22 protein-coding genes and 1 pseudogene are annotated in these 25,490 nt (G+C 65.5%); 12 read left to right on the forward strand and 11 right to left on the reverse strand.

What is annotated here, in order from left to right; translation table 11 throughout:
• Positions 1-24 precede the first annotated feature (24 nt).
• From gspG to gspF, 7 genes are read left to right on the forward strand one after another with little or no spacing between them, the layout of a single operon-like run.
• Positions 25-471, forward strand: a complete 447-nt coding sequence (gene gspG, locus ACZ9C1_RS03565) for a type II secretion system major pseudopilin GspG (RefSeq protein WP_038705895.1) — start codon at positions 25-27, stop codon at positions 469-471.
• 6 nt (positions 472-477) lie between these two features.
• Positions 478-1,428 (forward strand): type II secretion system minor pseudopilin GspK, encoded by a 951-nt coding sequence (gene gspK / locus ACZ9C1_RS03570; RefSeq protein WP_457378355.1) that lies wholly within the window; start codon positions 478-480, stop codon positions 1,426-1,428.
• On the forward strand, positions 1,425-2,345 hold the full coding sequence (locus ACZ9C1_RS03575) for a GspL/Epsl periplasmic domain-containing protein (RefSeq protein WP_457378356.1): 921 nt from the start codon (positions 1,425-1,427) through the stop codon (positions 2,343-2,345). Before gspK ends, ACZ9C1_RS03575 begins: the two co-directional genes overlap by 4 nt.
• A complete protein-coding gene (gene gspM, locus ACZ9C1_RS03580) occupies positions 2,335-2,853 on the forward strand; it encodes a type II secretion system protein GspM (RefSeq protein ID WP_457378357.1) in 519 nt (172 codons plus the stop codon). The genes ACZ9C1_RS03575 and gspM overlap by 11 nt, the downstream gene beginning before the upstream one ends.
• Positions 2,850-5,213, forward strand: a complete 2,364-nt coding sequence (gene gspD, locus ACZ9C1_RS03585; RefSeq protein WP_457378358.1) for a type II secretion system secretin GspD — start codon at positions 2,850-2,852, stop codon at positions 5,211-5,213. The genes gspM and gspD overlap by 4 nt, the downstream gene beginning before the upstream one ends.
• Entirely contained in the window at positions 5,210-6,631 is a 1,422-nt protein-coding gene (gspE, locus tag ACZ9C1_RS03590) for a type II secretion system ATPase GspE (RefSeq protein WP_476253599.1), read from the forward strand. The genes gspD and gspE overlap by 4 nt, the downstream gene beginning before the upstream one ends.
• Complete coding sequence (gspF, locus tag ACZ9C1_RS03595; RefSeq protein ID WP_457378359.1) at positions 6,631-7,836, forward strand: type II secretion system inner membrane protein GspF; 1,206 nt, start codon at positions 6,631-6,633, stop codon at positions 7,834-7,836. Before gspE ends, gspF begins: the two co-directional genes overlap by 1 nt.
• Positions 7,837-7,896: 60 nt before the next feature.
• On the opposite strand, the gene ACZ9C1_RS03600 is transcribed toward gspF, so the two are convergent.
• Entirely contained in the window at positions 7,897-8,949 is a 1,053-nt protein-coding gene (locus ACZ9C1_RS03600; protein WP_476253600.1) for a YVTN family beta-propeller repeat protein, read from the reverse strand.
• Between the two features lie 267 nt (positions 8,950-9,216).
• On the opposite strand from ACZ9C1_RS03600, the pseudogene ACZ9C1_RS03605 reads away from it, so the two are divergent.
• Positions 9,217-9,291 (forward strand): annotated as a pseudogene (locus ACZ9C1_RS03605) (hypothetical protein); the annotation flags it as partial.
• On the opposite strand, the gene ACZ9C1_RS03610 reads toward ACZ9C1_RS03605, so the two are convergent.
• The gene (locus ACZ9C1_RS03610; protein WP_476253601.1) at positions 9,272-10,198 is read right to left on the reverse strand and encodes a LysR family transcriptional regulator; all 927 of its coding nucleotides are present in this window, start codon (positions 10,196-10,198) and stop codon (positions 9,272-9,274) included. The pseudogene ACZ9C1_RS03605 and the gene ACZ9C1_RS03610 sit on opposite strands and share 20 nt — an antisense overlap.
• An 87-nt stretch (positions 10,199-10,285) precedes the next feature.
• Between ACZ9C1_RS03610 and ACZ9C1_RS03615 the strand changes: the two genes are divergently transcribed.
• Both ACZ9C1_RS03615 and ACZ9C1_RS03620 read left to right on the forward strand, forming a co-directional pair.
• Positions 10,286-10,591, forward strand: a complete 306-nt coding sequence (locus ACZ9C1_RS03615) for a putative quinol monooxygenase (protein WP_111532256.1) — start codon at positions 10,286-10,288, stop codon at positions 10,589-10,591.
• Positions 10,592-10,604: 13 nt separating this feature from the next.
• A complete protein-coding gene (locus tag ACZ9C1_RS03620; RefSeq protein ID WP_277503570.1) occupies positions 10,605-11,459 on the forward strand; it encodes a type 1 glutamine amidotransferase domain-containing protein in 855 nt (284 codons plus the stop codon).
• A 113-nt stretch (positions 11,460-11,572) separates the two neighbouring features.
• Here the strand turns inward: ACZ9C1_RS03620 and ACZ9C1_RS03625 are convergent, their stop codons facing one another.
• Positions 11,573-12,061: a signal peptidase II gene (locus ACZ9C1_RS03625; protein ID WP_277503572.1), complete on the reverse strand. Its 489-nt coding sequence runs from the start codon at positions 12,059-12,061 to the stop codon at positions 11,573-11,575.
• A gap of 194 nt (positions 12,062-12,255) precedes the next feature.
• On the opposite strand from ACZ9C1_RS03625, the gene ACZ9C1_RS03630 reads away from it, so the two are divergent.
• Positions 12,256-13,302 (forward strand): class I SAM-dependent methyltransferase, encoded by a 1,047-nt coding sequence (locus tag ACZ9C1_RS03630; RefSeq protein WP_277503573.1) that lies wholly within the window; start codon positions 12,256-12,258, stop codon positions 13,300-13,302.
• A gap of 99 nt (positions 13,303-13,401) precedes the next feature.
• On the opposite strand, the gene ACZ9C1_RS03635 is transcribed toward ACZ9C1_RS03630, so the two are convergent.
• Positions 13,402-14,646, reverse strand: coding sequence for a saccharopine dehydrogenase family protein (locus tag ACZ9C1_RS03635; protein ID WP_038705903.1), 1,245 nt, complete (start codon positions 14,644-14,646; stop codon positions 13,402-13,404).
• Between the two features lie 30 nt (positions 14,647-14,676).
• On the reverse strand, positions 14,677-15,774 hold the full coding sequence (locus ACZ9C1_RS03640) for a carboxynorspermidine decarboxylase (protein ID WP_277503574.1): 1,098 nt from the start codon (positions 15,772-15,774) through the stop codon (positions 14,677-14,679).
• A gap of 480 nt (positions 15,775-16,254) precedes the next feature.
• Between ACZ9C1_RS03640 and katG the strand changes: the two genes are divergently transcribed.
• Positions 16,255-18,501: a catalase/peroxidase HPI gene (gene katG / locus ACZ9C1_RS03645; RefSeq protein ID WP_476253602.1), complete on the forward strand. Its 2,247-nt coding sequence runs from the start codon at positions 16,255-16,257 to the stop codon at positions 18,499-18,501.
• 55 nt (positions 18,502-18,556) lie between these two features.
• Here the strand turns inward: katG and ACZ9C1_RS03650 are convergent, their stop codons facing one another.
• The 6 genes from ACZ9C1_RS03650 to ACZ9C1_RS03675 form a co-directional block, all read right to left on the reverse strand.
• Complete coding sequence (locus tag ACZ9C1_RS03650; protein WP_457378363.1) at positions 18,557-20,191, reverse strand: hypothetical protein; 1,635 nt, start codon at positions 20,189-20,191, stop codon at positions 18,557-18,559.
• 142 nt (positions 20,192-20,333) lie between these two features.
• Complete coding sequence (locus ACZ9C1_RS03655; protein WP_258598191.1) at positions 20,334-21,680, reverse strand: MFS transporter; 1,347 nt, start codon at positions 21,678-21,680, stop codon at positions 20,334-20,336.
• 149 nt (positions 21,681-21,829) lie between these two features.
• Positions 21,830-22,276 carry a hypothetical protein gene (locus ACZ9C1_RS03660; protein ID WP_102683734.1) on the reverse strand — a complete coding sequence of 149 codons (447 nt, stop codon included), beginning with the start codon at positions 22,274-22,276 and terminating at the stop codon, positions 21,830-21,832.
• A gap of 104 nt (positions 22,277-22,380) precedes the next feature.
• Positions 22,381-23,160, reverse strand: a complete 780-nt coding sequence (locus ACZ9C1_RS03665) for a DNA/RNA non-specific endonuclease (RefSeq protein WP_476253603.1) — start codon at positions 23,158-23,160, stop codon at positions 22,381-22,383.
• Positions 23,161-23,244: 84 nt separating this feature from the next.
• Positions 23,245-24,819 carry a sensor domain-containing diguanylate cyclase gene (locus tag ACZ9C1_RS03670; RefSeq protein WP_457378365.1) on the reverse strand — a complete coding sequence of 525 codons (1,575 nt, stop codon included), beginning with the start codon at positions 24,817-24,819 and terminating at the stop codon, positions 23,245-23,247.
• A 167-nt stretch (positions 24,820-24,986) separates the two neighbouring features.
• The gene (locus tag ACZ9C1_RS03675) at positions 24,987-25,466 is read right to left on the reverse strand and encodes a hypothetical protein (protein WP_476253604.1); all 480 of its coding nucleotides are present in this window, start codon (positions 25,464-25,466) and stop codon (positions 24,987-24,989) included.
• Positions 25,467-25,490 lie beyond the last annotated feature (24 nt).

The raw sequence follows: 25,490 nt of genomic DNA on the forward strand, positions 1-25,490 counted from the left end.
CGAACTCACGCAAGGAATGCCGAGATGCAGATCGCCCGCCGCAACCTTCCCGCCCGCCGCTTGCGCCAGCAGGGCTTCACCCTGATCGAGATCATGGTGGTGGTGGTGATCCTCGGGATTCTCGCGGCGATGGTGGTGCCCAAGGTACTCGACCGCCCCGACCAGGCGCGCGCCACGGCGGCGCGCCAGGACATCGGCGGGTTGATGCAGGCACTGAAGCTGTACCGCCTGGACAACGGCGCCTACCCGAACCAGAACCAGGGCCTGAAGGTGTTGGTGGAGAAGCCGGCACAGGCCAAGGATGGCCAATGGCGTGCCTACCTCGACCGCCTGCCCAACGACCCCTGGGGCCGCCCTTACCAGTACCTGAATCCGGGCGCCAACGGCGAGATCGATGTGTTTTCCCTGGGCGCCGACGGCCAGGCCGGGGGCGACGGGGTGAACGCCGACCTCGGCTCCTGGCAGTTGTGACCGGCCATGGCGCGCCAGGAAGGCATGGCCGTGATCAGTGCGCTGTTGATTGCCGCGGTGGTGGCGGTGATCGCCGCAGGCATGATCGAACGCCAGGGGCTGCAGACCCGGCAGATAGAGAACCGCCAGATGGCGCTGCAGGGACAATGGGCGCTGGAAGGCGGCCTGCAGTTGAGCCGTCGGGTGTTGTTCGAACAACGCCTGCGCGACCCACTGGTACGTAGCGGCCAACCCTGGACGCGACCGATGCGCGATGTGCCGTCCGGTAGCGTGCGCTTCGATGGGCAACTGGAGGATGAGCAGGGCAAGTTCAACCTGCGCAACCTGGTGGTCGATGGCCAGGTGGACAGCGAGGCACTGGCGACCTTCCAGCGCCTGTGCGCGCTGATCGGCATCGGCGAGCGGCTGGCCACGGCCATCGCCGGGCAGGTGATCGACAGCTACCCACAGCGCCCGCCGGTATCCCCCAGCAGTGCCGGTCAAGGCCTGCAAGGCAGCCGTGCGAGCTCGCCGGCCGTTGCCGCCGAGCCGTTGCCGGCCAGGCGCCCGATGCTGCGCAGCGTCGATGCCCTGGCCCGGCTCAAGGGCATGGATGGCCAGGCCCTGCAACGCCTGCGCCAATTCGTCACGGTACTGCCGGCGCTGACCTGGATCAATGGCAACACCGCCAGCGCCGAAGTGCTTGCCGCGCAGGTGCCGGGGCTGTCGCTGCAGCAGGCCATGGCGCTGGTGGCCGAGCGCGACAGTGGGCGCTGGTTCATCAACCGGGGCGATTTCGTCAACCGTTTGCGCATGCCGCAGCTGGCCATGGCCAATGTGCGGGTGGGGATCAACAGCGACTGGTTCCGCCTGCGCGGCCAGGCGCGCCTGGGCAGCCGTGAACTACCCCTGCAGGCGCTGCTGCGCCAGCGCGAGGGGCAGTTGCCGGATGTCATCTGGAGCCGGGTGGGCGCATGAGTACGCTGGTTGACGTGCAGCTGCCGCCGTTGGCGGAGCTGGGGGATGCCTCGCTGCTGGATTACCGCCAGGCCGAGCGTGGCGGCCAGGCCACCCGCGCGCAGTTGCAGCGCCAGGCCAAGGGCGCGCCCTGGCGCCTGCACCTGCATGCGCACGACAGCCTGGCCCTGGCCCTGGCCTTGCCACCGCTGACGGGCAAGCGGTTGAGCGCGGCGGTGGGCTGCGCGGTCCAGGGGCTGGTGCTTGGCGATGTCGGGCAGGTCCATGTGGCGCACGGGCCGCGCCGGGCTGATGGGCAGGTCGCCGTGGCCTGGCTGGGCCTTGCGCAGATGGCGCTTCTGCAGGCGTGGCTGCAGGCCGATGGCATCCGCGTGGCCGGGCTGTTCGCCCGGCAGGACGATACAGCGTCGTCGGTCGATTTGGCCGGCGGGCTTGCCGGGCCAGTGAAATCGCCAGCGTTGGGACGCACCTTGGCGATCTGGGGCGCGGCGGCAGTGATCTGGTGCCTGGGCTTGAACCTCTATGCCGCGCACCTGGCCGACGAGGGCGAGCGGCTGCGCGCCTACATGGTCGCCCAGGTGCGCATGGCCTTCCCGCAGTTGCCGGTGGTTCTCAACCCGTTGCAGCAGGCGCGTCAGCAACTGCAGGGCGGGCAGGGCGGCGCCGGCTCGGGGCTGGCGGCCTTGCTCGACGGCGCCGGACAGGTCATGCCGTTCCTCGCGGGTAATGTCGAGGCACTGGACTATCAGGATGGCGTGCTGCGTCTCACGCCCCTGGACGATGGTGGCAAGGCTCCGGCGGACAGCGCCTGGCAGGCCGACCTCGCCGCACGCGGCATCGAGGGCCAGGCCAGTGGGCAAGGCTGGACCCTGAGGGCAGCCAACCCATCCGGTGAGGAGCTGGCCCATGTCGATTAAGGCCCGCCTGGGCCTGCTGCGCGGGCAGGGCCGGCAACGCTGGCAAGCCCTGGCCGCGCGGGAGCGTCGTGCGGTCGCCCTGGCAGGCGGCTTGCTCGGCGCGCTGTTCTGCTGGCAGGTACTGATGCTTCCCGCCCTGGCCCGGATCGACCACTGGCAGGCCGAAACACCCAAGCTGCGCAGCCAGGCGCAGGCGCTCGATGCCTTGCTCGGCGAGCGCCTGGCACAACGGCCAGCGGATACCGCCCAGGCTTTGCGCCAGGGCCTGGAGCAGGCTGGCCTGCTGGCGCAGTCACAGCTCGACGGCGAGGGCGACACCTGGCACCTGGGCTGGCAGCGGGCCCCCGCAGAGGCGGCCATGGCGTGGCTACAGTCTGTGCCGCCGCGCCTCGGGCTCGGTGTTGGCCAGCTGACATTGCGCCGGGACCCCGGCGAGCCCGGCAGCCCGGTGACCTTTTCCGGAACCCTTCGCATGACTCAGGCGCATGGCGCTAAGGACCCTTCATGACGTGCCTCCGTTCACCGCGACTGCCGTTCGCGCCCTTGCTCCTGGCCTTGGCACTCAGCGCCTGCGCCAGCGCGCCGAGCGTGCAACGCCCCCTGGCCAGCAGCGAGCTGGGCCGCCCGCTGGCCGAAGCCGGTGCCACGGCGGGCACCCTGGATCACCGCGAACCGCAGAGCCGCCCGCTGCAGCGCCAGGCACCGCCTCGCGTCGGCCAGCGCCACAGCCGCGCCGTGGCCGCACCCGTGCCGACCAATCCACTCGGCGACCAGCCGGTACAGCTGAACTTCGTCGATGCCGATATCCAGGCAGTGGTGCGCGGCCTGTCCCGCGCCACCGGTCGCCAGTTCCTGGTCGATCCACGGGTCAAGGGCCAGCTGACCCTGGTTTCCGAAGGTGAGGTGCCTGCCGCCAAGGCTTATTCCATGCTGCTGTCGGCCCTGCGCATGCAGGGCTTCAGCGTGGTCGATGTCGGCGGCGTGGCCCAGGTGGTGCCCCAGGCCGACGCCAAGTTGCTCGGCGGCGCGCTGGTGAGCGGTGACCGCGACGCCGGCAACGGCATGGTCACCCGGACCTTCCGTCTGCAGTATGAAAATGCCGTCAACCTGATCCCGGTGCTGCGCCCGATCGTCTCGCCGGACAACCCGATCAACGCCTACCCGGGCAACAACACCCTGGTCGTCACCGATTACGCCGAAAACCTCGAGCGGGTCGCGCAGATCCTCGATCGGGTCGACATCCCCAGCGCCATCGACACCGATGTGGTGGCGATCAACAACGGTATCGCCAGCGACATCGCCAGCATGGTCAATGAGCTGCTCGACAGCCAGGGCAGCGACCCGACGCAGAAGATCAGCGTGCTGGGCGATCCGCGTTCGAACAGCGTGGTGATCCGTTCCGGCAGCCCCGAGCGCACCCAGCTGGCCCGCGACCTGGTCTACAAGCTCGACAATGCGCAGAACAGCGCCGGCAATCTGCACGTGGTGTACCTGCGCAATGCCCAGGCAGACAAGCTGGCGCAGAGCCTGCGCGGGCTGCTGACCGGTGAGAGCGACAGCGCCACTGCCGACGGCACGCGTGCGCTGCTCAGCGGTGGCGGCATGCTCACCGGCGGCAGTGGCAACAGCAATAGCGCCAGCACCGGCAACAACACCGGCATGCAGAACAACAGCACAACTGGCAGCCAGAACCGCGGCAACGGCCTGGGCGCCGGCAGCACGCCGAACGGCTACGGCGCCAGCGCGCAGCAGAACGACCAAGGCACCGCGTTCTCCGCTGGCGGCGCGACCATCCAGGCCGACAAGACCACCAATACCCTGCTGATTTCCGCCCCCGAGCCGCTGTACCGTAGCCTGCGCGAGGTCATCGACCAGCTTGACCAGCGCCGCGCCCAAGTGGTGGTGGAAAGCCTTATCGTCGAGGTCGGCGAGGACGACGCCAATGAATTCGGCATCCAGTGGCAAGCCGGCAACCTTGGCAAGAATGGCGTGTTCGGCGGCGCCAACCTCGGTGGCAGCGGGCTGGTCAAGGGGCCGAGCAGCATCGACGTACTGCCGAAGGGGCTGTCGGTGGGCGTGGTCGATGGCACGGTGAAGATCCCCGGCATCGGCGAGGTGCTCGACCTCAAGGTGCTGGCCCGTGCGCTGACCAGCAAGGGTGGCAGCAACGTGCTGTCGACACCCAACCTGCTGACCCTGGACAACGAGGCGGCGAGCATCTTCGTCGGCCAGACCATCCCCTTCGTCAGCGGCCAGTACGTCACCGATGGCGGCGGCAACAGCAACAACCCATTCCAGACCATCCAGCGCGAGGAAGTGGGCCTGCGCCTGAACGTGCGGCCGCAGATCTCCGAGGGCGGCACGGTCAAGCTCGACGTCTACCAGGAGGTCAGCAGCGTCGACCAGCGCGCCTCCAGTGCCGCCGGCACGGTGACCAACAAGCGCGCCATCGACACCAGCATCCTGCTCGACGATGGCCAGATCATGGTCCTCGGCGGGTTGCTCCAGGACGGCTACACCCAGAGCAACGAAGGTATCCCGTGGCTGTCCGGGCTGCCGGGGGTCGGCGCGTTGTTTCGCAGCGAGCGCCGGGCCAGCACCAAGACCAACCTGATGGTGTTCCTGCGCCCGTACATCGTGCGCGATGCCGCGGCCGGGCGCAGCATCACCCTGAACCGCTACGACTTCATCCGCCGTACCCAGGGCAACCTCAAGCCCGAGCATTCCTGGGCGCTGCCGGACATGGACATGCCGCTGCTGCCGCCGGTGGAGCAGGGCGTGCCCGACCAGGGCCGCGCGCGGCCGGTGTCATCGCAGGCACCACGGGCCTCGATCCGTGCCGTGCCGGTGGACGAGGTGGCCCGTTGAGCCGCCTGCCGTATGCCTGGGCCAAGGCCCAGCGGGTGGTGCTGCAGGCCGATGACGAGGCGAGGGCGGTACTCTCGTGTTGCCCTTCGAGCCCGGGCTGGGCGTTGGCAGAGGTGCGTCGGCGTTTTGGCCCGGTGGCTGTCGAAGCGGTGACCGATGCGAACATGGACGCGTTGCTAGTCAGCGCCTACGCCGATACCGGCAGCGCCGCGGCGGTGGTGGGCGCGGCAGAGAACGAAGTGGACCTCGACCGCCTGCTGCAGGACATCCCGGAAGTCACCGACCTGCTCGAGGCCCAGGACGACGCGCCGGTGATCCGCATGATCAACGCCTTGCTCACCCAGGCGGCACGCGACCAGGCCAGCGATATCCATATCGAGCCGTTCGAGAGCCACTGCCTGGTGCGCTACCGGGTCGACGGCACCCTGCGCGACGTGGTCTCGCCGCGCAAGGCGTTGCACGGCGCGCTGGTGTCGCGGATCAAGATCATGGCGCAGTTGGACATCGCCGAGAAGCGCCTGCCCCAGGACGGCCGCATCGCCCTGCGCGTGGCCGGGCGGCCCATCGATATCCGCGTGTCAACCGTGCCCACCGGCCATGGCGAGCGCGTGGTGATGCGCCTGCTGGACAAACAGGCCGGGCGCCTGCGCCTGGAGGCGCTGGGCATGGACGCCGCAGTGCTGGCGCGGCTGGACCAGTTGATCCGCCAGCCCCATGGCATCGTGCTGGTCACCGGCCCCACCGGCTCGGGCAAGACCACCAGCCTGTACGCCGCCCTGGCGCGGCTGGATGCCAGTGTCAGCAACATCCTCACCGTCGAGGACCCGGTGGAATACGACCTGCCGGGGATCAGCCAGATCCAGGTCAACGCGCGCATCGACATGAGCTTCGCCGTGGCCCTGCGCGCCATTCTGCGCCAGGACCCGGACGTGATCATGATCGGCGAGATCCGCGACCTGGAGACCGCGCAGATTGCCGTGCAGGCCTCGCTGACCGGGCATCTGGTGCTGGCCACGCTGCACACCAACGATGCTGTGTCGGCGGTCAACCGCCTGGTCGACATGGGCGTCGAGCCGTTCCTGCTGGCCTCGGCGCTGCTCGGCGTGCTGGCCCAGCGCCTGGTGCGGCGCCTGTGCCCGCACTGCCGCGAGCCCGACCCAACCGCGCCCGGGCAGTACCGGGCGGTGGGCTGCGCGCATTGCAATCACTGTGGCTACAGCGGGCGCACCGGCATCCACGAGCTGTTCTGCGTGGACGACGCAGTGCGCGCCCTGGTGCACCAGGGCGCCGATGAACAGGCCCTGCGCGCCGCCGCCCGGGGCAACGGCATGCGCAGCATGCGTGAAGACGGCCAGCGCTGGGTCGACAGCGGCAGCACCTGCCTGGAAGAGATCCTGCGCGTGACACGGGATGCCTGATGAACCGCTATCGCTATGAAGCCGCCGACGCCCAGGGGCATATTGTCAAAGGGCTGCTCGAAGCCGACAGTCCGGGCGCCGCGATGGCGCAGCTGCGCGGCCTGGGGCTGACCGCGCTGGAGGTCGAGGCCCAGGCCGCTGTCGGGCAGGGCGCGGGCCTGTTCAGCGCCAGGCTGAGCGATGGCGACCTGGCCTGGGCCACGCGTCAGCTGGCCAGCCTGCTGGCCGCCGGCCTGCCGCTGGAAGCGGCGCTGGGCGCGACCTTGGAGCAGGCCGAGCGCAAGCATGTGGCGCAGTTGTTGGGGGCGGTGCGCGGCGATGTGCGCAGTGGCATGCGCCTGGCCGACGCACTGGCGCAGCGGCCGCGGGACTTCCCCGAGATCTACCGGGCACTGGTGGCGGCGGGTGAGGAGTCCGGCGACCTGGCCCAGGTGATGGAGCGCCTGGCCGACTACATCGAGGAGCGCAACACCTTGCGCGGCAAGATACTCACCGCGTTCATCTACCCCGGCGTGGTCGGGCTGGTGTCGGTGGGCATCGTCATCTTCCTGCTCAGCTACGTGGTGCCGCAGGTGGTCAGCGCCTTCACCCAGGCACGCCAGGACCTGCCCGGGCTGACCCTGGCGATGCTGGCGGCCAGTGACTTCGTGCGTGAATGGGGCGCGCTGTGCTGCGCCCTGATGGTCGGGGCGTTCTGGGCCTGGCGGGTCTACCTGCGCGCCCCGGCGGCGCGCCTGGCCTGGCACGCCCGGATCCTGCGGCTGCCGTTGTTCGGCCGTTTCGCGCTGGGCCTGAACACGGCGCGTTTTGCCTCCACGCTGGCGATCCTCGGCAGCGCCGGGGTGCCGCTGCTGCGTGCGCTGGAGGCGGCGCGCCAGACCTTGGGCAACGATCGCCTCGACCAGTGTGTCAGCGAGGCCACCGCGCGGGTGCGCGAGGGCGCCGGGCTGGCCTCGGCGCTGGCGGTGGAGAAGGTCTTTCCACCGCTGCTCATCCACCTGATCGCCAGCGGCGAGAAGACTGGCAACCTGCCGCCTATGCTCGATCGCGCCGCCGACAGCCTGGCCAAGGACATCGAGCGCCGCGCCATGGGCATGACCGCGCTGCTCGAGCCGCTGATGATCGTGATCATGGGCGCGGTGGTGCTGCTGATTGTCATGGCGGTGCTGATGCCGATCATCGAGATCAACCAGCTGGTGCAGTGAGGGGGGCAGCCATGGCCCGAGCGCTCGGCAAAGGCGCCTCCCGCGAGGCGCCTTCGGTGCTCAGCTCTCTTCTTTCGGCTGCACCACGATCGCCAGGGCATCCGGCTCGGGGCCGGCTTTCCAGCGTGCCTTCTCGGTCCAGTTGGCGGTGCTGATCACCGCGACTTCGTCGCCGCCGCTGATCGCCACATAGACCCGCTTGCCATCCGGCGAGACCACCGCGCCAATTGGCAACGCCTCTTCGCCGAGCATCGTACGGCGGTATTCGGCGCCTTCGCGCGCCAGGCCGATGCGCTTGATCTCTTTCTTGGCCACCACGTCGATCACCGCCAGTTCCGCCGACTTGGCGCAGGTGACGAGTGCATACTTGCCATCCGGGGTCATCGCGACGCGGATCGGGAACAGGCCGGTCCGGATACGGTCGGTGACTTCCAGGCGCTTGCTATCGACGATGACCACTTCGTTGCCGTCGCGGTTGCTGACCCATACCTGGGTGCCGCTGGGGGTCACCGCCACGCCTTCGCTGCCGGCGCCCGTGGGGACCTCGGCGATTTTCTTCTTGTGCAGCAGATCGACCACCGACAGCGTGCCGCTCTCGACATGGCTGACGTAGGCGCGGTCGGCACCGGGTGACAGCGCGACCATGTGCGGTTTGCCGCCACCGACGTCGATCCGGTCGAGCACTTTGCCTTGGGCCAGGTCGACCACCAGCAGGCGTTCGCTGGCTTCGGTGGTCACCACCACACGCTGGCTGTCGGGCAGGAAGCGAATGCCGTGGGGGCGGGCGTCTTCGCCCAGGTCGATGGTGCGCACGACCGTCCGGGTCGGCCAGTCGATCACGCTCAGGCTGTTGTTCGCCGTGCCTTGCGCGCCGTAATTGCCAACCACGGCCAGCAGGCCATTGCCACTGACCACCACCTCGTGGGGGCCGGTGCCTACCGGCAGGCGGATCATTTCCTGGCCACTGCGAGTGTCCAGGGCCGACACGCTGGCGTCGGCCTTGTTGCCGACCAGCAGCACGTCGTCGGCGTTGGCCATAGAAGCGCAGGCCAGCAGGGCACCAGCCAGGGCCAGCAGGCGGAAGGGGGGTGTGAATGTCAGGGGGTAGGGCATGTCCAGTCTCCTTGAAGGTGTGATCCTTGTTGCATGCACTGGGTGTGACCCATCGGGCCGCCCGAGAGTTTCAGTGGACATGCGCAGCCGCAGGGGCAGTGCCGGCGGATCTGGACTTGAGTTCGGGCCGGTTGCAGACAAGGCCCGATCATCCATCCCACCACCGCCTCCCGGACCGGACGTCGCCGACGGTGGCCTTCTGGCAGAGGAGGGCAGGTCATGGACGAGGCAAGCCTTCACGAGTTCATGGGCAAGCTGGTGGGCGATATGGGGGCGGTGGTGCTGCTGATCGTCATGGTGGTGCTGATGCCGATCATCGAGATCAACCAGCTGGTGCAGTGACCTGCTGCGCCACCTCCCATACCTGTTGCCGGAACCAGCGACGCAAGGGGTCGGCGTGGGTACGCGCGTGCCAGATTTGCATCACTTCCACCCGAGGCAGCGCCAGGGGCAGGGTGTGCAGGCGCAGGCCGGGGTCGCGCTCGACCGCTTCGATGGCCAGCGAGCGCAGGCAGGTGAGTAGCAGGTCGGTGCCGCGCACCAGGCGCGTAGGGGCAATGAAGCTGGACAGGCCGGCCACCACCCGACGTTGCCGACCAATAGCCCGCAGGGCGTGATCGACCCGGCCATCGAGGTCGCCGGTGAGTGTGGTCAGCAGGTGCTCGCAGGCCAGGAACGCCTCCAGGCCCATGCCCTCGGTCAGGTGTGGGTTGTCGGCGGCGGCCAGTACCACGAAGTCCTCACTGAGCAGGCGCTGTTGATGGAAGGTGTCCGGCAAGCCGTTGTAGAAACCGGCGATGGCCAGGTCGCAGGTGCCTTTTTCCAGCGCCTCGCGTGGCAGGTTGCCCTGGGTGTTGTGGGTGATCAGGGTCAGGTTCGGTGCCTGGGTGCGCAGGATCGGCAGCAGCCTGGGCAGCAGGGTCTGCTCCAGGTAGTCGGTGCTGTAAAGGTGCACCTGGGTCGGGCGGGAGAGGAAATCATCGCCGTCGCAATCCCTGTAGAAGTCCTGTAGCTGTGCAACCAGTTGCTGTATCCGGGGCGCCAGTTCATGGGCCCTGGGCGTTGGCGTGAGGCCACGCGGCGCACGCACGAACAAGGGGTCGCCGAACTGCTGGCGCAGCTTGTTGAGCTTGTGGCTCAGGGCGGGCTGGCTGAGGGCCAGCCGTTGCGCTGCATGGGAGGCATTGCGCTCTTCATAGAGCACCTGGAACAGGTGCAGCAGGTTGAGGTCCTTGTTGCTGATATTCATAAAATGAATCACAGGAATAAGTGCTTTCGAATTATCGAATCATAACGCGATGGGTAGGATGGGCCCAACTTGTTGAGGGAGACGCCCGTGACCATTGCCATCTTCGCCACTATCCAGCCGCATCCTGAACACCGTGAGGTCACAGAACAGGCCTTGCGCCTGATGGTGGAGCAGACCCGCGCCGAGCCCGGCAACCTGCGCTATGACCTGTTCGTCCGCGAGGGCGAGGTAATGGCGTTCGAGCTGTTCGAGCTGTATGTCGATGCCGCCGCCGTCGAGGCCCATCGCAACAGTGCCCATTACCAGGCCTATCGCGCCGCCAGCGCCGGCTGGTTGGCCGCACCGACTCAGGTGCAGCTTGCCCACGGGCTGGATATCGCGCCATTCAACTGATCAGGAAGACACCATGAACATGATTGCTCCCGTCGCGCTGGCACTGGCTGGCACTTTGCTCGCCGGTCAGGCCGCCGCCGCTGTGAAGGGTGAGGTACTGGTGCTGTTGTCCAGCGAGAACCAGCTGCAGCTCAAGGACGGTAAACCGTACCCCACCGGTTACTACCTCAACGAATTCGGCGTGCCTGCCGACCAGTTGCTCAAGGCCGGCTACAAGCTGGTGCTGGTGACTCCCAAGGGCAATGCGCCGAGTGTCGATGAGCGCTCGATCGATCCGATGTACTTCGGCGGCGATGCCCGCGAGATGCAGCGTATCCGCCAGGTGGTCGACAGCCTGCCGGATATCGACGACACGCTGTCGGTGAAGGAGGTACTGGCGGGCGATATGGGCCGCTATGTCGGGATCTTCATCCCGGGGGGCCATGCGCCGCTGATCGACCTGGCCAACAACCCCGACGTCGGTGCCCTGTTGCGTCACTTCCACCAGGCCGGCAAGCCCACGGCTGCCATTTGCCACGGCCCGATCACGTTGCTGTCGGCGCAGCAGGATCCGGTTGCCTACCGCGCCGCGCTCGCTCGTGGCGAAACCCCGGCGGCCAGCGACTGGACGTACCGGGGCTATCGCATGACCATTTTCTCTGACCCTGAGGAGCAGGTGTTCGAGGGCTCACTCAAGGAGCAGCGTCTGCAGTTCTATCCCGCCAAGGCCATGGCCGGCGCAGGAGGCGACATGAGTTATGCCCAGGCCTGGCAGCCCCATGTAGTGGTCGATCGCGAGTTGATCACCGGGCAGAATCCGTTTTCCGACAAGGCGTTGGCCAAGGCGTTGCTCGAGCAGTTGGAGAGTGTCGGTAGTCGCAAGAACTGAGCGAGTGCAGGTGATCGAGGCCTTGCGGATGCTGGCAGGGCCTCGCTCATTCAGGTGCGCAGGCTTTGCCTCGCTTGGGGCGGCCCGCAGTGCGGCCCATTGGCGAGGCGGGATCAGCCTTTGCTCGGCCGGGTAATGCCGTCCACCACCAGCACCGTGGCGCCGGCCATGATGGCGATGTCGGCCAGGTTGAACACGCCGGTGTGCAGGGTGCCGATGTTGAGGACCAGGTAATCGACCACGTGGCCGTCGCGAAACACCCGGTCGATCAAGTTGGACAGCCCGCCCACGGCGATGAACCAGGCCGCGCTGGCCTTGACCGGTGCCGATTGCCAGTGGCGCCAGGCCCAGACCATGGCCCAGGCGCACACCACGCCGACGGCGACCACGAACACCAGTTGCTTGAGCCACGGAGCCAGCCCGGCGCCGAGGCTGAGGAACGCTCCGGGGTTGAGGCTCAGGGCCAGGTCCAGCCAGACGCTCTGGTTGCCATAGACATAGCTGTGATTGTTCAGGGCGACCAGGGCGATCAGTTTTACCCACTGGTCGAGAATGATGAAGGCAACGCCCAGGGTGAGGACGAGGGTACGGCTGGAAAACATGCTGACAGTTCCTTTAGTGCGCGAATGCGGTCGTCCGCCATTGGCGGGCAAGCCTGCGGCGCGGCGAAGATAGCGCAGGCGGGTCTAGACTTAAAGCCCGGGTCGGTTGCAGATGCGACCCGATCAACCATCCGACCACCGCCTACCGGACCGGACGTCGCCGACGGTGGCCTTCTGGCAGAGGAGGGCAGGTCATGGACGAGGCAAGGCTTCACGAGTTCATGGGCAAGCTGGTGGGCGACATGGGCGCGGCGGCGACGCTGGCCAATGTCATCCTTGGGGATGAGCTGGGGCTGTATCGGGCCATGGCCGACAGTCAGCCAGTCACGCCCGAGGCCCTGGCCGAACGCACCGGCTGCCAGCCGCGGCTGGTACGCGAGTGGCTCAATGGCCAGGCCGCGGCGGGTTATCTGGTGCATCACGATGGACAGTTCACCCTGCCCGAAGAGCAGGCCATGACCTTGGCGCTGGAAGATTCGCCCGCCTACATGGCCGGCGGCGCCTCGGTGCTGGCGGCACTGTTCCATGACAAGGACAAGCTGGTGGCGGCCATGCGCGGCGATGGCGCCCTGGCCTGGGGCGATCACCATCCATGCATGTTCAGTGGCACCGAGCGCTTCTTTCGACCCGGCTACCGAACGTTCCTGGTGGCTGATTGGCTGCCGGCTCTGGACGGGGTGGTGGAAAAGCTGCAGGCCGGCGCCCAGGTGGCCGATGTCGGCTGCGGCCATGGCGCCTCGACCATTGTCATGGCCGAGGCGTTTCCCGCCTCGCGCTTCATCGGCTACGACTACCATGCGCCTTCGGTGCTCACCGCCAGCGAGCGCGCGCGTGATGCAGGCGTGGCCGAGCGGGTCGGCTTCCAGCAGGCGTCGGCCAAGGACTATCCCGGCCACGATCTGGACCTGGTGTGTTTCTTCGATTGTTTACACGATATGGGTGACCCGGTGGGCGCGGCACGACACGCCTATCAGGCGCTCAAGGACGACGGCACGGTGATGCTGGTGGAGCCGTTCGCCGAGGATACCCTGGATGCCAATATCAACCCGGTGGGGCGCTTGTTCTACGCGGCTTCGACGTTCATCTGCACGCCGAACTCGCTGTCGCAGGAAGTGGGGCTGGGGCTGGGTGCGCAGGCTGGGGAAGCTCGGTTGCGGGCGGTGTTCGAGGAGGCGGGGTTCAGGCGCTTCCGGCGGGCGACGCAGACGCCGTTCAACTTGATACTGGAGGCCAGGAAGTAGCGATTTGCCGGTGCTAGCGCTATCGCGGGGCAAGCCCGCTCCCTCAGTTAGATCCCACAAACAGAAGGGGCGCCATCTGGCGCCCCTTCATCGTGCAGCTTAGGCTTCAGCGTCCCACGGACGATCGCCTTTTTCATCCTTGACGCGGGTCGGCAGGCCCATCACGTCCAGCGCCTTGAGGAACGGCTCGGCCGGCAGCTCCTCGACGTTGACCATGCGCCCGGCATCCCACTGACCACGGGCAACCAGTAGCGCGGCGGCTACCGGAGGCACGCCTGCGGTGTAGGAAATACCTTGGCTGTCGGTCTCGGCGTAGGCTTCTTCGTGGTCGGCCACGTTGTAGATGAACACCTCGCGCGGCTGACCGTCCTTGGTGCCCTTGACCAGGTCACCGATGCAGGTCTTGCCGGTGTAGCCCGGGGCCAGCGAGGCCGGATCCGGCAGCACGGCCTTGACCACCTTCAGCGGTACCACTTCCAGGCCTTCGGCGGTTTTCACCGGTTGCTCGGAGAGCAGGCCGAGGTTCTTCAGCACGGTGAACACATTGATGTAGTGCTCGCCGAAGCTCATCCAGAAACGCACGTTCGGCACGTTCAGGTTCTTCGAGATCGAGTGCACTTCGTCGTGGCCGGTCAGGTACAGGTTCTGCGAACCCACTACCGGCAGATCGTCGGTGCGCTTGACCTCGAACATGGTGTTGCTGGTCCACTGGCTGTTCTGCCAGCTCCAGACTTGCCCGGTGAACTCGCGGAAGTTGATTTCCGGGTCGAAGTTGGTGGCGAAGTACTTGCCGTGAGAACCGGCATTCACGTCCAGGATGTCGATCGAGTCGATCTGGTCGAAGTACTGCTGCTGCGCGAGTTTCGCGTAGCTGTTCACCACACCCGGGTCGAAGCCGACGCCGAGAATGGCGGTAATGTTCTTTTGTTGGCACTCTTCGAGGTGTTTCCACTCGTAGTTGCCGTACCACGGCGGGGTCTCGCAGATCTTGCCCGGCTCTTCGTGGATGGCGGTGTCAAGATAAGCGACACCGGTATCGATGCAGGCGCGCAGCACCGACATGTTGAGGAAGGCGGAGCCAACGTTGATCACGATCTGCGATTCGGTCTCGCGGATCAGTGCCTTGGTCGCCTCGACATCGAGGGCGTTGAGCGAGAAGGCCTGGATGTCGGCGGGTACCTTGAGGCTACCCTTGGCCTTGACGCTGTCGATGATGGCCTGGCATTTGGAGATGTTCCGTGACGCAATCGCAATACGACCCAGTTCGTCGTTATGCTGTGCGCACTTGTGGGCCACCACCTTGGCGACACCTCCTGCACCAATGATAAGAACGTTCTTCTTCAATTCAGCTGCTCTCCTTCATGAAAGCCTGTCTTACGACAGGCTCGAAACGTAGTCTTCGAAACCGAACTCGCGCACCACTTCGACGCTGCCGTCGAGTTGCTTGACCGCGATGGATGGCATTTTCAGACCGTTGAACCAGTTTTTCTTGACCATGGTGTAGCCCGCCGTGTCGACGAACGACAGCCGATCACCGATGGCCAGTGGCTTGTCGAATTGGTACTCGCCGAAGATGTCGCCGGCCAGGCACGACTTGCCACAGACCATGTAGGTGTGCGCGCCGTCGTTGGGGGTCATCTTGGCGTTGAGGCGGTAGATCAGCAGGTCGAGCAGGTGCGCTTCGATGGAGCTGTCGACCACGGCGAGGTGCTTGCCGTTGTACAGGGTGTCGAGCACGGTCACTTCCAGCGAGGCGCTGTTGGTGATGGCCGCTTCGCCCGGCTCCAGGTACACCTGTACGCCGTAGGTTTGCGAGAACTGCTTCAGGCGCGCGCAGAAGGCGTCCACCGCGTAGTCCTCGCCGGTGAAGTGGATGCCGCCGCCGAGGCTGACCCACTCGACCTTGTGCAGCAGATGGCCGAAGCGCTCCTCGATGTGCGTGAGCATCTTGTCGAACAGGCCGAAGTCGCCGTTCTCGCAGTTGTTGTGGAACATGAAGCCGGAGATCTTCTCGATCACCTTCTCGATCTTCTCTGGATCCCACTCGCCGAGGCGGCTGAACGGGCGCGCCGGGTCGGCCAGCAGGTAGTCGGAGCTGCTCACCTGCGGGTTGACGCGCAGCCCGCGCACCTTGCCTTCGGACTGCTCGGCAAAGCGCTCGAGCTGGCCGATGGAGTTGAAGATGATCTTGTCGCAGTTCTCGAGCATCTCTTCGACTTCGTCGTCGGCCCAGGCCACGCTGTAGGCATGGGTTTCGCCTGCGAACTTCTGGCGGCCGAGCTTGAGCTCGAACAGCGAAGACGAGGTGGTGCCGTCCATGTACTGCTGCATCAGGTCGAATACCGACCAGGTAGCGAAACACTTGAGGGCAAGCAGTGCCTTGGCACCGGAGTGTTCGCGCACGTAGGCGATCTTCTCCATGTTGCTCAGCAGCTTGGTTTTGTCGATGAGGTAGTACGGCGTCTTGATCATTTAAAGGCCCCCGGCCAGGCCGGCCAAAAAAAGGACACGCATTGTGCCTTCACTTGCCGCGGTACGAAAGGGCGTGAGGCGCATTTCGTCCGAGTTGTCCACGCACTTGGCCAGGCAAGTGCCATCAGGCCCGTGACTGCGCCGTCCTTGGCGCGGGGTCGGCCGCTATCGCGAAGGACGGCCGAATGTGCTTTTGCATCGGGGCGAGCCCAGTTGAACAGATCAATGTGACGATCCTGATCTGCCGGCGCCACAGGCTGACAGAGCCAGGCTATCACCCCCCAATATCGCCTCTATTAGACCTCTGCCCAGGCTCGGCTAGTCTTTCTGCTGGTTCCGTGAAAAGCCGGTGCACAGGTGTGCCCGGCCATAACCGATGAGGGGCAGGCGCGCTTGGCGAACGCCTGATCCAACACCTGGCAGCGCAATTACAAGAACGCCCGGAAATCTGAATTGAACCGACCCTAAAGGTAGAAGCAGATGGCGAACGAATCGAAATGCCCGTTCCACCAGACCGCCGGTGGCGGCACCAGCAACCGTGACTGGTGGCCTGACCAGCTCAACCTGAAGATCCTCCACCAGCACTCCAGCAAGTCCGACCCCATGGACCCGGACTTCGACTACGCCAAGGCGTTCAAGAGCCTCGACTTCCAGGCCTTGAAAAAAGACCTGAGCGCCTTGATGACCGACTCCCAGGACTGGTGGCCGGCCGACTTCGGCCACTATGGCCCATTGTTCATCCGCATGGCCTGGCACAGCGCCGGTACCTATCGCATCGGCGATGGCCGTGGCGGCGCCGGCTCCGGCCAGCAGCGCTTCGCCCCGCTCAACAGCTGGCCGGACAACGTCAGCCTGGACAAGGCCCGGCGCCTGCTATGGCCGATCAAGCAGAAGTACGGCAACAAGATCTCCTGGGCCGACCTGATTGTGCTTACCGGCAACGTCGCCCTGGAGTCCATGGGCTTCAAGACCTTCGGCTTCTCCGGTGGCCGCGCCGATGTGTGGGAGCCCGACGAGGACGTGTACTGGGGCTCGGAGAAGGTCTGGCTGGGTGGTGACACCCGCTACGGCAAGGAACAGGTCAAGGCCCAGCCGCCCGGCCAGGGTGACCTGGTGGCCGAGCCCGCCAAGCATGGCGAGGAGCAGAACCGCGACCTGTCTGCCGAGCGCAACCTGGAAAACCCGTTGGCCGCCGTGCAGATGGGCCTGATCTACGTCAACCCGGAGGGCCCGGAAGGCGAGCCCGATCCGGTGAAATCCGGCAAGGATATCCGCGAGACCTTCGGCCGAATGGCCATGAACGATGAAGAGACCGTGGCGCTGATCGCCGGCGGCCATGCCTTCGGCAAGACCCACGGTGCCGGCCCCGCCGACAACGTCGGCGCCGAGCCGGAAGCCGCGGGCCTCGAGCTGCAGGGCCTGGGCTGGAGCAACAAGTTCGGTACCGGCAAGGGTGGCGACACCATCACCAGCGGCCTGGAAGTGACCTGGACCTCGACCCCGACGAAGTGGAGCAACGAGTACCTGAACAACCTGTTCAACTTCGAGTGGGAACTGACCAAGAGCCCGGCTGGCGCCCACCAGTGGCGGCCGAAGGATGGCAAGGGCGCGGGGACCGTGCCTGATGCCCATGATCCCGGCAAGAAGCACGCGCCGTCGATGCTCACCTCTGACCTGGCGCTGCGCTTCGACCCGATCTATGAGCCCATCGCCCGGCGCTTCAAGGACAACCCCGACCAGCTCGCCGATGCCTTCGCCCGTGCCTGGTACAAGCTGATCCACCGCGACATGGGCCCGCTGGCACGCTACCTCGGGCCGGAAATGCCCAACGAGGAACTGCTGTGGCAGGACCCGCTGCCCAAGGCAGGGCCTCAACCCAGCGACGCCGATATCGCCGCGCTCAAGGCCAAGGTGCTGGCTTCTGGGCTGAGTGTCGGCGAACTGGTGTCCGCCGCCTGGGCCTCGGCCTCGACCTTCCGCGGTTCCGACAAGCGCGGCGGCGCCAACGGCGGTCGCCTGCGCCTGGCTCCGCAGAACGGTTGGACGGCGAACCAGGGGCTGGACAAGGTGCTGGCGGCGCTGGAGAAGATCCGCAACGAGGGCGGGAACACGATCTCCCTGGCCGATCTGATCGTGCTGGCCGGCAGCGCGGCGGTGGAGAAAGCCGCCAAGGATGTCGGGCACAACATCAGCGTGCCGTTCCATCCGGGGCGCGTGGATGCCTCGCAGGAGCAGACCGATGTCGAGTCGTTCGCGGTGCTTGAGCCTCTGGCCGACGGTTTCCGCAACTTCAGCAAGGCGCGCTACAGCGTCAAGGCCGAGAAATTGCTGCTGGACAAGGCCCAGTTGCTGACGCTCACCGCACCGGAGCTGACCGTGCTGATCGGCGGCCTGCGGGTGCTTGGCGCCAACCATGGCGGCAGCAAGGAGGGTGTGTTCACCGACAAGGTCGGCGTGCTCAGCAACGACTTCTTCCGCAACCTGCTGGACATGGGCGTGGAGTGGAAACCGACTTCGGCGGACAACGAAGCGTTCGAGGGCCGTGACCGCAAGACCGGCCAGGTGAAATGGACCGCCAGCCGGGTCGACCTGGTGTTCGGCTCCCATGCGCAGCTGCGTGCCTTGAGCGAGGTGTATGGCAGCAGCGATGCCAGGGAGAAGTTCGTCAAGGACTTCGTCGCGGCGTGGGTGAAGGTGATGGAGCTGGACAGGTTCGATTTGCCTTGATTCCCGAAGGTCAGGGGGCGCTGTGCGCCCCCTTTTAACCCTTGGGTAATAGCCTTCAACCCGCAGCGGCTTGCGGTTCGTCGGGTGTCGGGTCCAGTTCGAAGTATTCAGGCGGTACGTCTCCCCAATCGGTGGGGTAGCGTATGACCAGTCGATTATGTACCGCATCGAATGACATCCCGTCGACGAAGCATTCACTGGCCATGCGGGGGTGTTGCCTGAGCATTCCTGCCAGATGCGCCCTGACCCATTGCAGAAGCTCGATGTGAAGTGTTCTCCAGGTCGATCCATAGTCACTGTCTTCCTTGGAGACCACGAAACCGAGCACGTTGAGGCTATATCCCAGCAGGCGAACGCTATCGAGATCCGGGCATCGCTTGATCGTGTTCAGGAGCTGCTCATGTACGATGGACTGGATCGCTGTACCTGCATCGCTCCTGAGTGCGCAGGAGTTGAGGATGTCCTCCCAGACCAGTTTGGCCTGGATCTTCCTCGCTACGGGGCGTGGCTTGCGTACGCAAGAGGCTGCTTTGATCAGGTCAAGGATGATCTTGGCGATAGTTGTGTGCGGCAGGGGCGCAGGCGCTTTGTGCTTGTCCAGCATTTCGACCATGTCCTCGATCAATTCTCCAAGGGCCTGGAGGCGCTGGAAAAGATCGTCGTCGGGCCGTAGTTCCTGAACTGACAGATCCGCATTCAGATCTGCATACATCCCGCGAATATTTAGATATGCCCAATGCAGCGAATTGGGATTCATCGTGCAGGGCCCCTTCACATACGTAGCGAACGCTTCCCGGACCAGGTGGAGATAAGCGCGCCATTGTTCGAGATCCCATGGGGTTCTGCGCGAAGTGTAGGGAGAGAGCAGCATGCTGATACCGTTGACCATGTTCAGGTCGCCCCACAGTGCCCTGATAACCGGGTAGTCCTTCAAGCCCAGCTCTTCATGTTGCAATTCTACGAACAGGAATGAGTCACGATTGTTGATGGCGGCGGTCAGGACATTTCGTGCCAGGTTTTCTGCTTCGGGACCATACGCCTCCTGTGCGCGGATCTCGTTGAACAAGCTGATGATCAACTTTGGTGCGCTTTCCACGAAAACCTTGCAGAACCTGGGGCTGGCAATGGTGTTGAGTAGCTCACGGGCGCGTGCTGTGGTCTTGAGATTGCCTTTCGGCGCCCGTTCGGCAGCATGGCTGATAATGCTGCTGGATGATCGGATCAGTTCTGCTGCGACAATCGTCAATTCGCCCGTGGACCCACGCTGTAGACGAGACTCGACACTCTTGCCGAACTGTCTGGCATTGCAGTGATTGAAGACTGGAGGTCTCAGGAACGCGACAATCAACCACGTGCTGAATACCGCGAAGAACACCAGGCCCAGCATGAATTGCCAGATTTCGGGAGTGATCGGTCCCTTCAGGGGCATCCACCATTGGCTGTAGCGCCATAGATCAGTAATCAGTACCACTACACCCAGCGCCAGGATGATAGCGATCGAGGTGTCTCGTACCCTGAACCCGGCGGTCTCTATACGAAACTTGTAGCGTACATCGGCAATGGTCCAGACCAGCAGGGTCAGGGCCAGGCCACTGAGCAGTTCGGCGAAACCAAAGAGCTTGGGCGCATTCTTGTCCAGCTGGAAACATTCGAAAGCGATTCCCGCCAGAGTGCAGACATCTGTAGCCATCAGCGCATCCTTTACATGGCATTGACCGACTCACGGCTCAGTGAGTAGGAACAAGACAGGTGGCCCCCATCAGGCCACCGAGGCCACGCATGCTAATGCATGGCCTATCGCCATGTCTTGATGCTGTCGACAGCGCGTGCAATCAGTCCGTCGACATCGCTTTATCGCTATCGGCATGCCGGCGCGCGCCTTCGCTTTCACGGTGTAGTGAAACCTGCGATGTCTCCGGTAACGCCAACCCGCCCACCAACGCCAGCAAGGCAATCACCACCAGGTAGAACGCCGGCGCCAGGCGGCTGCCGCTTTGTTCGATCAACCAGGTCGCCACCAGCGGCGCGGTGCCGCCAAACAGGGTGTAGGCAACGTTGTAGGTGATCGCCGAGGCGGTGTAGCGGCTGCGGGTGGGGAAGCACTCCGACAGCAGCGCGGCGGTGACCACGCCACTCATCAGCGCGCCGATGGCCAGCAGGATCACCCCCAGCAATGCCCCGGTCAGCGACCCCGAACTGGCCAGCCAGTAGGCCGGGAATACCGCCACCATCACCCACAGGCAAGTGAAGCCGATGGTCCGGCGTCGCCCGACACGATCGGAAAAGGCGCCCGCCAGCGGGCAACCGGCGGCGGCGAACAGCAGCGCCACGGTCGAGACCAGGAGCGCCTGGGCGCGGCTCAGGTGGCCGACCGTCTGCAGGTAGGTGGCGAAGTAGGTGGTGAACATGTAGAACGACAGCGCTGTCAGCGAGATGAACGCGCCAAGGTTGCGGATGGTGCGGCCATGGTGGCGCAGGGTGTCGCCCAACGGCGAATGGTTGTGGGCCTTGCCTTCGGCGATTGCCTGGCGAAACGCCGGGGTTTCCTCCATGCGCCAGCGCAGGTACAGGCCGACCAGGCCCAGGGGCGCGGCGACGAGGAACGGAATACGCCAACCCCAGGCATTCATCGCCTCGGCAGTGAGGCTCGCCTCCAGGCCATAGGCGATGACCGCCGCGCAGGCGAAGGCGGAGAAGGTCGAGACCGGCACGAAGCTGCCGTAGAACGCCCGTCTGCCCCGTGGCGCGTGCTCCATCAGGTAGGCGCAAGCGCCGGCATATTCACCCCCAGCGGAAAACCCCTGCAGGCAACGGGCAAGGGTGAGCAGCGCCGGGGCCAGCACGCCGATGCTGGCATAGGTCGGCAGCAGGCCGATCAGCGTGGTGGAGCCGGCCATCAGCAGGATGGTCAACGACAGTATGCGCTTGCGCCCGAGGCGGTCGCCCAGCGCGCCGAACACGATGCCGCCCAGCGGGCGCAGGGCGAAGGCCACGGCAAACACGGCGAAGGTCTTGAGCAGGGCGACGCTTTCATCCTCGCTGGCGAAGAACTGGCTGGCGATCAGCGTGGCGAGGAAACCGTAGACGGCGAAGTCGAACCATTCGACGAAGTTGCCAATGGCCGAGGCAGCGATCACCCGCCGCAAGGTGGCGGGTGGGACCTCGTGGGCGATGGACATGGGGTGCTCTCCGGTGGTCTTGGCAGCCTGGACGGATGCGACGCGCTCGGGGCGCGCCGTCGTTGTTCTCGGGCCAGTAGACAAGCGGTAGGGCGAGGGCGCTTTGTCGGGGGCGACATCCGGATGCCTGTTAGCACCGGATGTGGGACTCAGGGCCGCGGCATCGGCAGGCGAGAGATCAGCACAAGGGGGGCGATCACTTCCACCTGGTCGTTCTCGAACAGGCCTTCAGGCACTGGCGGGTAGGTGGTTCTCCAGCATTCGTGCTCGACCAGTTGCTTCAATTGGCTCAAGGAAGATGCCGTGACGCCCAAGGGCAACAGCCGTTCATGGGCAATCGAACTGCGCACGGCCTTGCAGGCGATGGGGCGATTGTTCCGGTCCAGGGTGAGCTTGAGCGTGACTACGCCAACCAGAGTGCCTTGGTTGGCGGCATCGATGCGGTTGATGAGGGCGCTCTGCATGGCCGCCGTGAAACCGGACAGGGCGGCGGCGTCGACTTTCGCGCTGGCCTCGGGGTTCGCGCTGCAGGCCACGAGGGTGAGCAGGCCAAGCGCTGCCAGGGGGGAGAGGGTGAAACGCTGGATCTTCGACACGGCAACGTCCTTGGAGGCAAACACCGGTACCTGCGTGTACCGGTTTGAGAAGGGGCGGTAGCTTAATGTGACTGCGCCTCATTCTTCAGGGGGAAGGCTTCCCCTCACTCACGGTCGCAACGCGCAGGCAGCGGCCAGGTGTGGGGCGGGCGCTGATCTTTCAGCTGCTCGGGCACCTCGATCGGCGGCTCGTCCGGGCCAAGCGCAGTCTCGATCTGGCGAACGCTGCGCAAGTATGGGTCCAGGTCGGTACCGAGTCCGGCCTGGTGCGGGATCCACCAGGCGATGACCTGGGGCTGTCCGTGTTCATCCTCGGTCAGCAGCACCTTCCAGAACGCCTCGGGCGTGGCGATGCCGTGGGACTGGACGAAGGCATCGTTGTCCAGGGCCGCGCCGGCATGGCCGAACACCACGCCACCGATTACCGTCACCGGGCGCAGGTCGCGGTAGCACTCGGTCAGCAGCTCGGTCTGGTACCAGGTGCGGCTATTGTGCGAGGCCAACTGCGGGACGATATTGCTCATCAGGTTGGAGGCGTCCATCGCCGCCCGGTCGTCGTCGAAATGATTGTTGGCTGCCAGGTGGCCGCGGTGATAGCCCTTGGGTGTCGAGTAGGCCTTGGCCGAGAACTGGCCCATGCAACCCTCGGGCAGGCTGCGATCGATACGGAAGTTATCGACGCGAGGCAGGTGACCCTGGTCATTGTCGAGGGTGAAGCTGAAACGGTGCGGCTCGCCGCGCTGGCAGTCGTACCAGAGCCGGAAGCGCCCATGGTCGAGCAGGGTCAGCGGCGTGGCGGCAGGCTCGGGAGGTGTTGGGGAGGGCAGGCGGGGCGCGCACGAGGTCAGGCTCAGGGCCAGCAACAGGAACAGCAAACGGCGCATGGCGCGTCTTCCTTGAACAAAAGCGCGGGATGTTACAGCAGTCTGCAGGAGGCCGGCCTTTTTCCGGCCTGTGCTGGCGAAGTGTCAGGCCTGGCTGTCGATGCACACGCGGTTGCGCCCCTTCTGCTTGGCCCGGTACAGCGCCTGGTCAGCTTTGCGCAGGGTATCGCCAGGCTCGTCACCCGTCAGGGGCTGCCAGCTGGCCACGCCCAGGGACAGGGTAATCCCGCCGATAGGTTCGATAGGGGTATGCTCCACGGTCAGGCGCAGGTGGCCGGCGATGGCGGTCGCCACCTCCAGGCCCGCGCCCGGCAGGAGCATCAGGAACTCCTCGCCACCGGTGCGGCACAGCAGGTCGCCCTCACGGCAGGTACCACGCATCAGGCCTGCCAGCCGCTGCAGGACCAGGTCGCCGATGTCATGGCCGTGGTTGTCGTTGATCCGCTTGAAATGGTCGATGTCCAGTACCACCACGGCGAAGCCGCGTTTCTCGGCCTGCAGCAAACGCAGTGCCTGCTGCAGGCCACGGCGGTTGAGCAGTCCGGTGAGCGGGTCGGTCTGGGCGTCATGGTTGAGTCGGCCGATGCGCTCCTGCAACAGGTTCAGGCCGAACAGCAGGGCGCGTTTGAGCTCCGCAGCCTCGGCGTACCAGGCGCGAACCTGGTGGATGCGCTCGGTGGTCTGTTGCTCGCCCGTGCCCCGGGCGACCGTGGCCAGTTGCCTGAGCGGGTGGGCGATGACTTGCGTCAGCCAACACAGCAGCAGGCAGCCGAGCAGGGCCAGCGGCGCGGAAATGGCGATGACATTGAGGATCAGGTGGCGCAGCGGTGCCACGGTCTGTTGCAGCGGTTGCTGGGAAACGATGGCCCAGCCGGTGCTGGGCACCGTGGCGAAACCGGCGAGCATTTCCACGCCCTGGCTGTTCACCAGCCGGCGGGTGCCTTGGTCAAGATGGGGGAGCTCGTCGACCAGCGAGTTGTCGCCCACCAGCGTGCCGACCCGCTGGCTGTCGGGGTGGAACAGCAGTCGACGGTTGCGATCAATCACGTAGAGGTAGGCGCCGTTCTGGTAGAAGTGCGTGCCCAGCAGGCTGTTGAGCAAGTTGCGTTCGCGCAGGTACAGGCTGCCGCCGATATAGCCCTGGTAGCGTCCGTCGGCGTCGAAGATCGGCTGCGACATGATCACCAACAGGTTGCCGGCCGCCGACAGGAAGGGCGTGGAAACCAGCGTACGGCGCTCGCGCAAGGCTTCCCGGGACGCGGCCGAGCTGGCCTGGGTACCGGCCAGGTGTTGCAGTGGCGCTGGCGCAAGCGTGCGCACCACACCTTGGGCGCTGACTCGCAAGGTTGAGTTGAACAGGTTGCTTTGCTGTTGCAGGCGGTCGATTTCAGCCTGTACCAGGTTAACGTCATCGGGGTGCCGGGCACATTGGCTGGCGCTGTAGGCCAGTTGCTGCAGGGCGTTGCCCAGGGTGTTCTCGGTCACGGCGGCCACTTTGGCGGCGTAGGCCCGGTTGGCTTCCAGGGCACTGTCGATCAGCAGTTGGCGTTGCACACGGTAGCTGGCGAAGTAACTGGCCAGCAGCATCACCAGCGCGGTGATGGCGCAGAGCGCGAGGATGAGAGTGCGCAGGTCGGGGCGCCGAGCGTGGGGGGGCATGTATCGCAATCCTTGGCCTCATGGGATGCAGCAGGTGCCTCACCTTACGCGCTAGGCGCAAGGTGAACCATGCAGGCGGGCAATTGCAGGGTTGGATTACGCAGGGCGCTCCGGCTTCTCACAGCTATCACGGACTTTGCCGTGATTGATTCCTGTGCCCTACAGGGTCAGGGCGCGTCCTGTTGCAGTGCTCGCAGGTCATCCTCGACCTGCTGCATGCGCGCCTGAGCCAGGGCCTGGACCTGGGGGTCGCTGGCGCTCTCGCGCATCAGCCGGGTGAGCTTCTCGCTCAGGCGCTTGCCCTCGTCGCTCTGGCCCAGTTCCCTGGCTTTGGCCGGGTCGCGGGTGGCCTGGACGATGCTGGCGAATTCGGCGTCGTCGAAGTGCTCCTCGCTGTACAACTTGAAAAGGTCCTGGCGCTGATCCTCGACGGTGAGGTGCTTGCGCAGCACCTCCTTGATCTTGTCCTGGGGCACCTGCGCGTGGTTCATGGCCAGCAGCCCGGCCATGCGTTCGATGTTGTGGTCGTAGGCTTCCTGCAAGGGCAGGTTGGCGAGGATCTGTTCCTCGCGGCTGGGCTTCTGGTCGCAGGCGGCGAGGGCGCCGAGCAGGAGCACGGGCAACAGCAGTCGGGTCAGGCGGGACATGGGGCAGCCTTGGGCACGTTAAGG

It is taken from the genome of Pseudomonas sp. TE21435, from assembly GCF_056279265.1.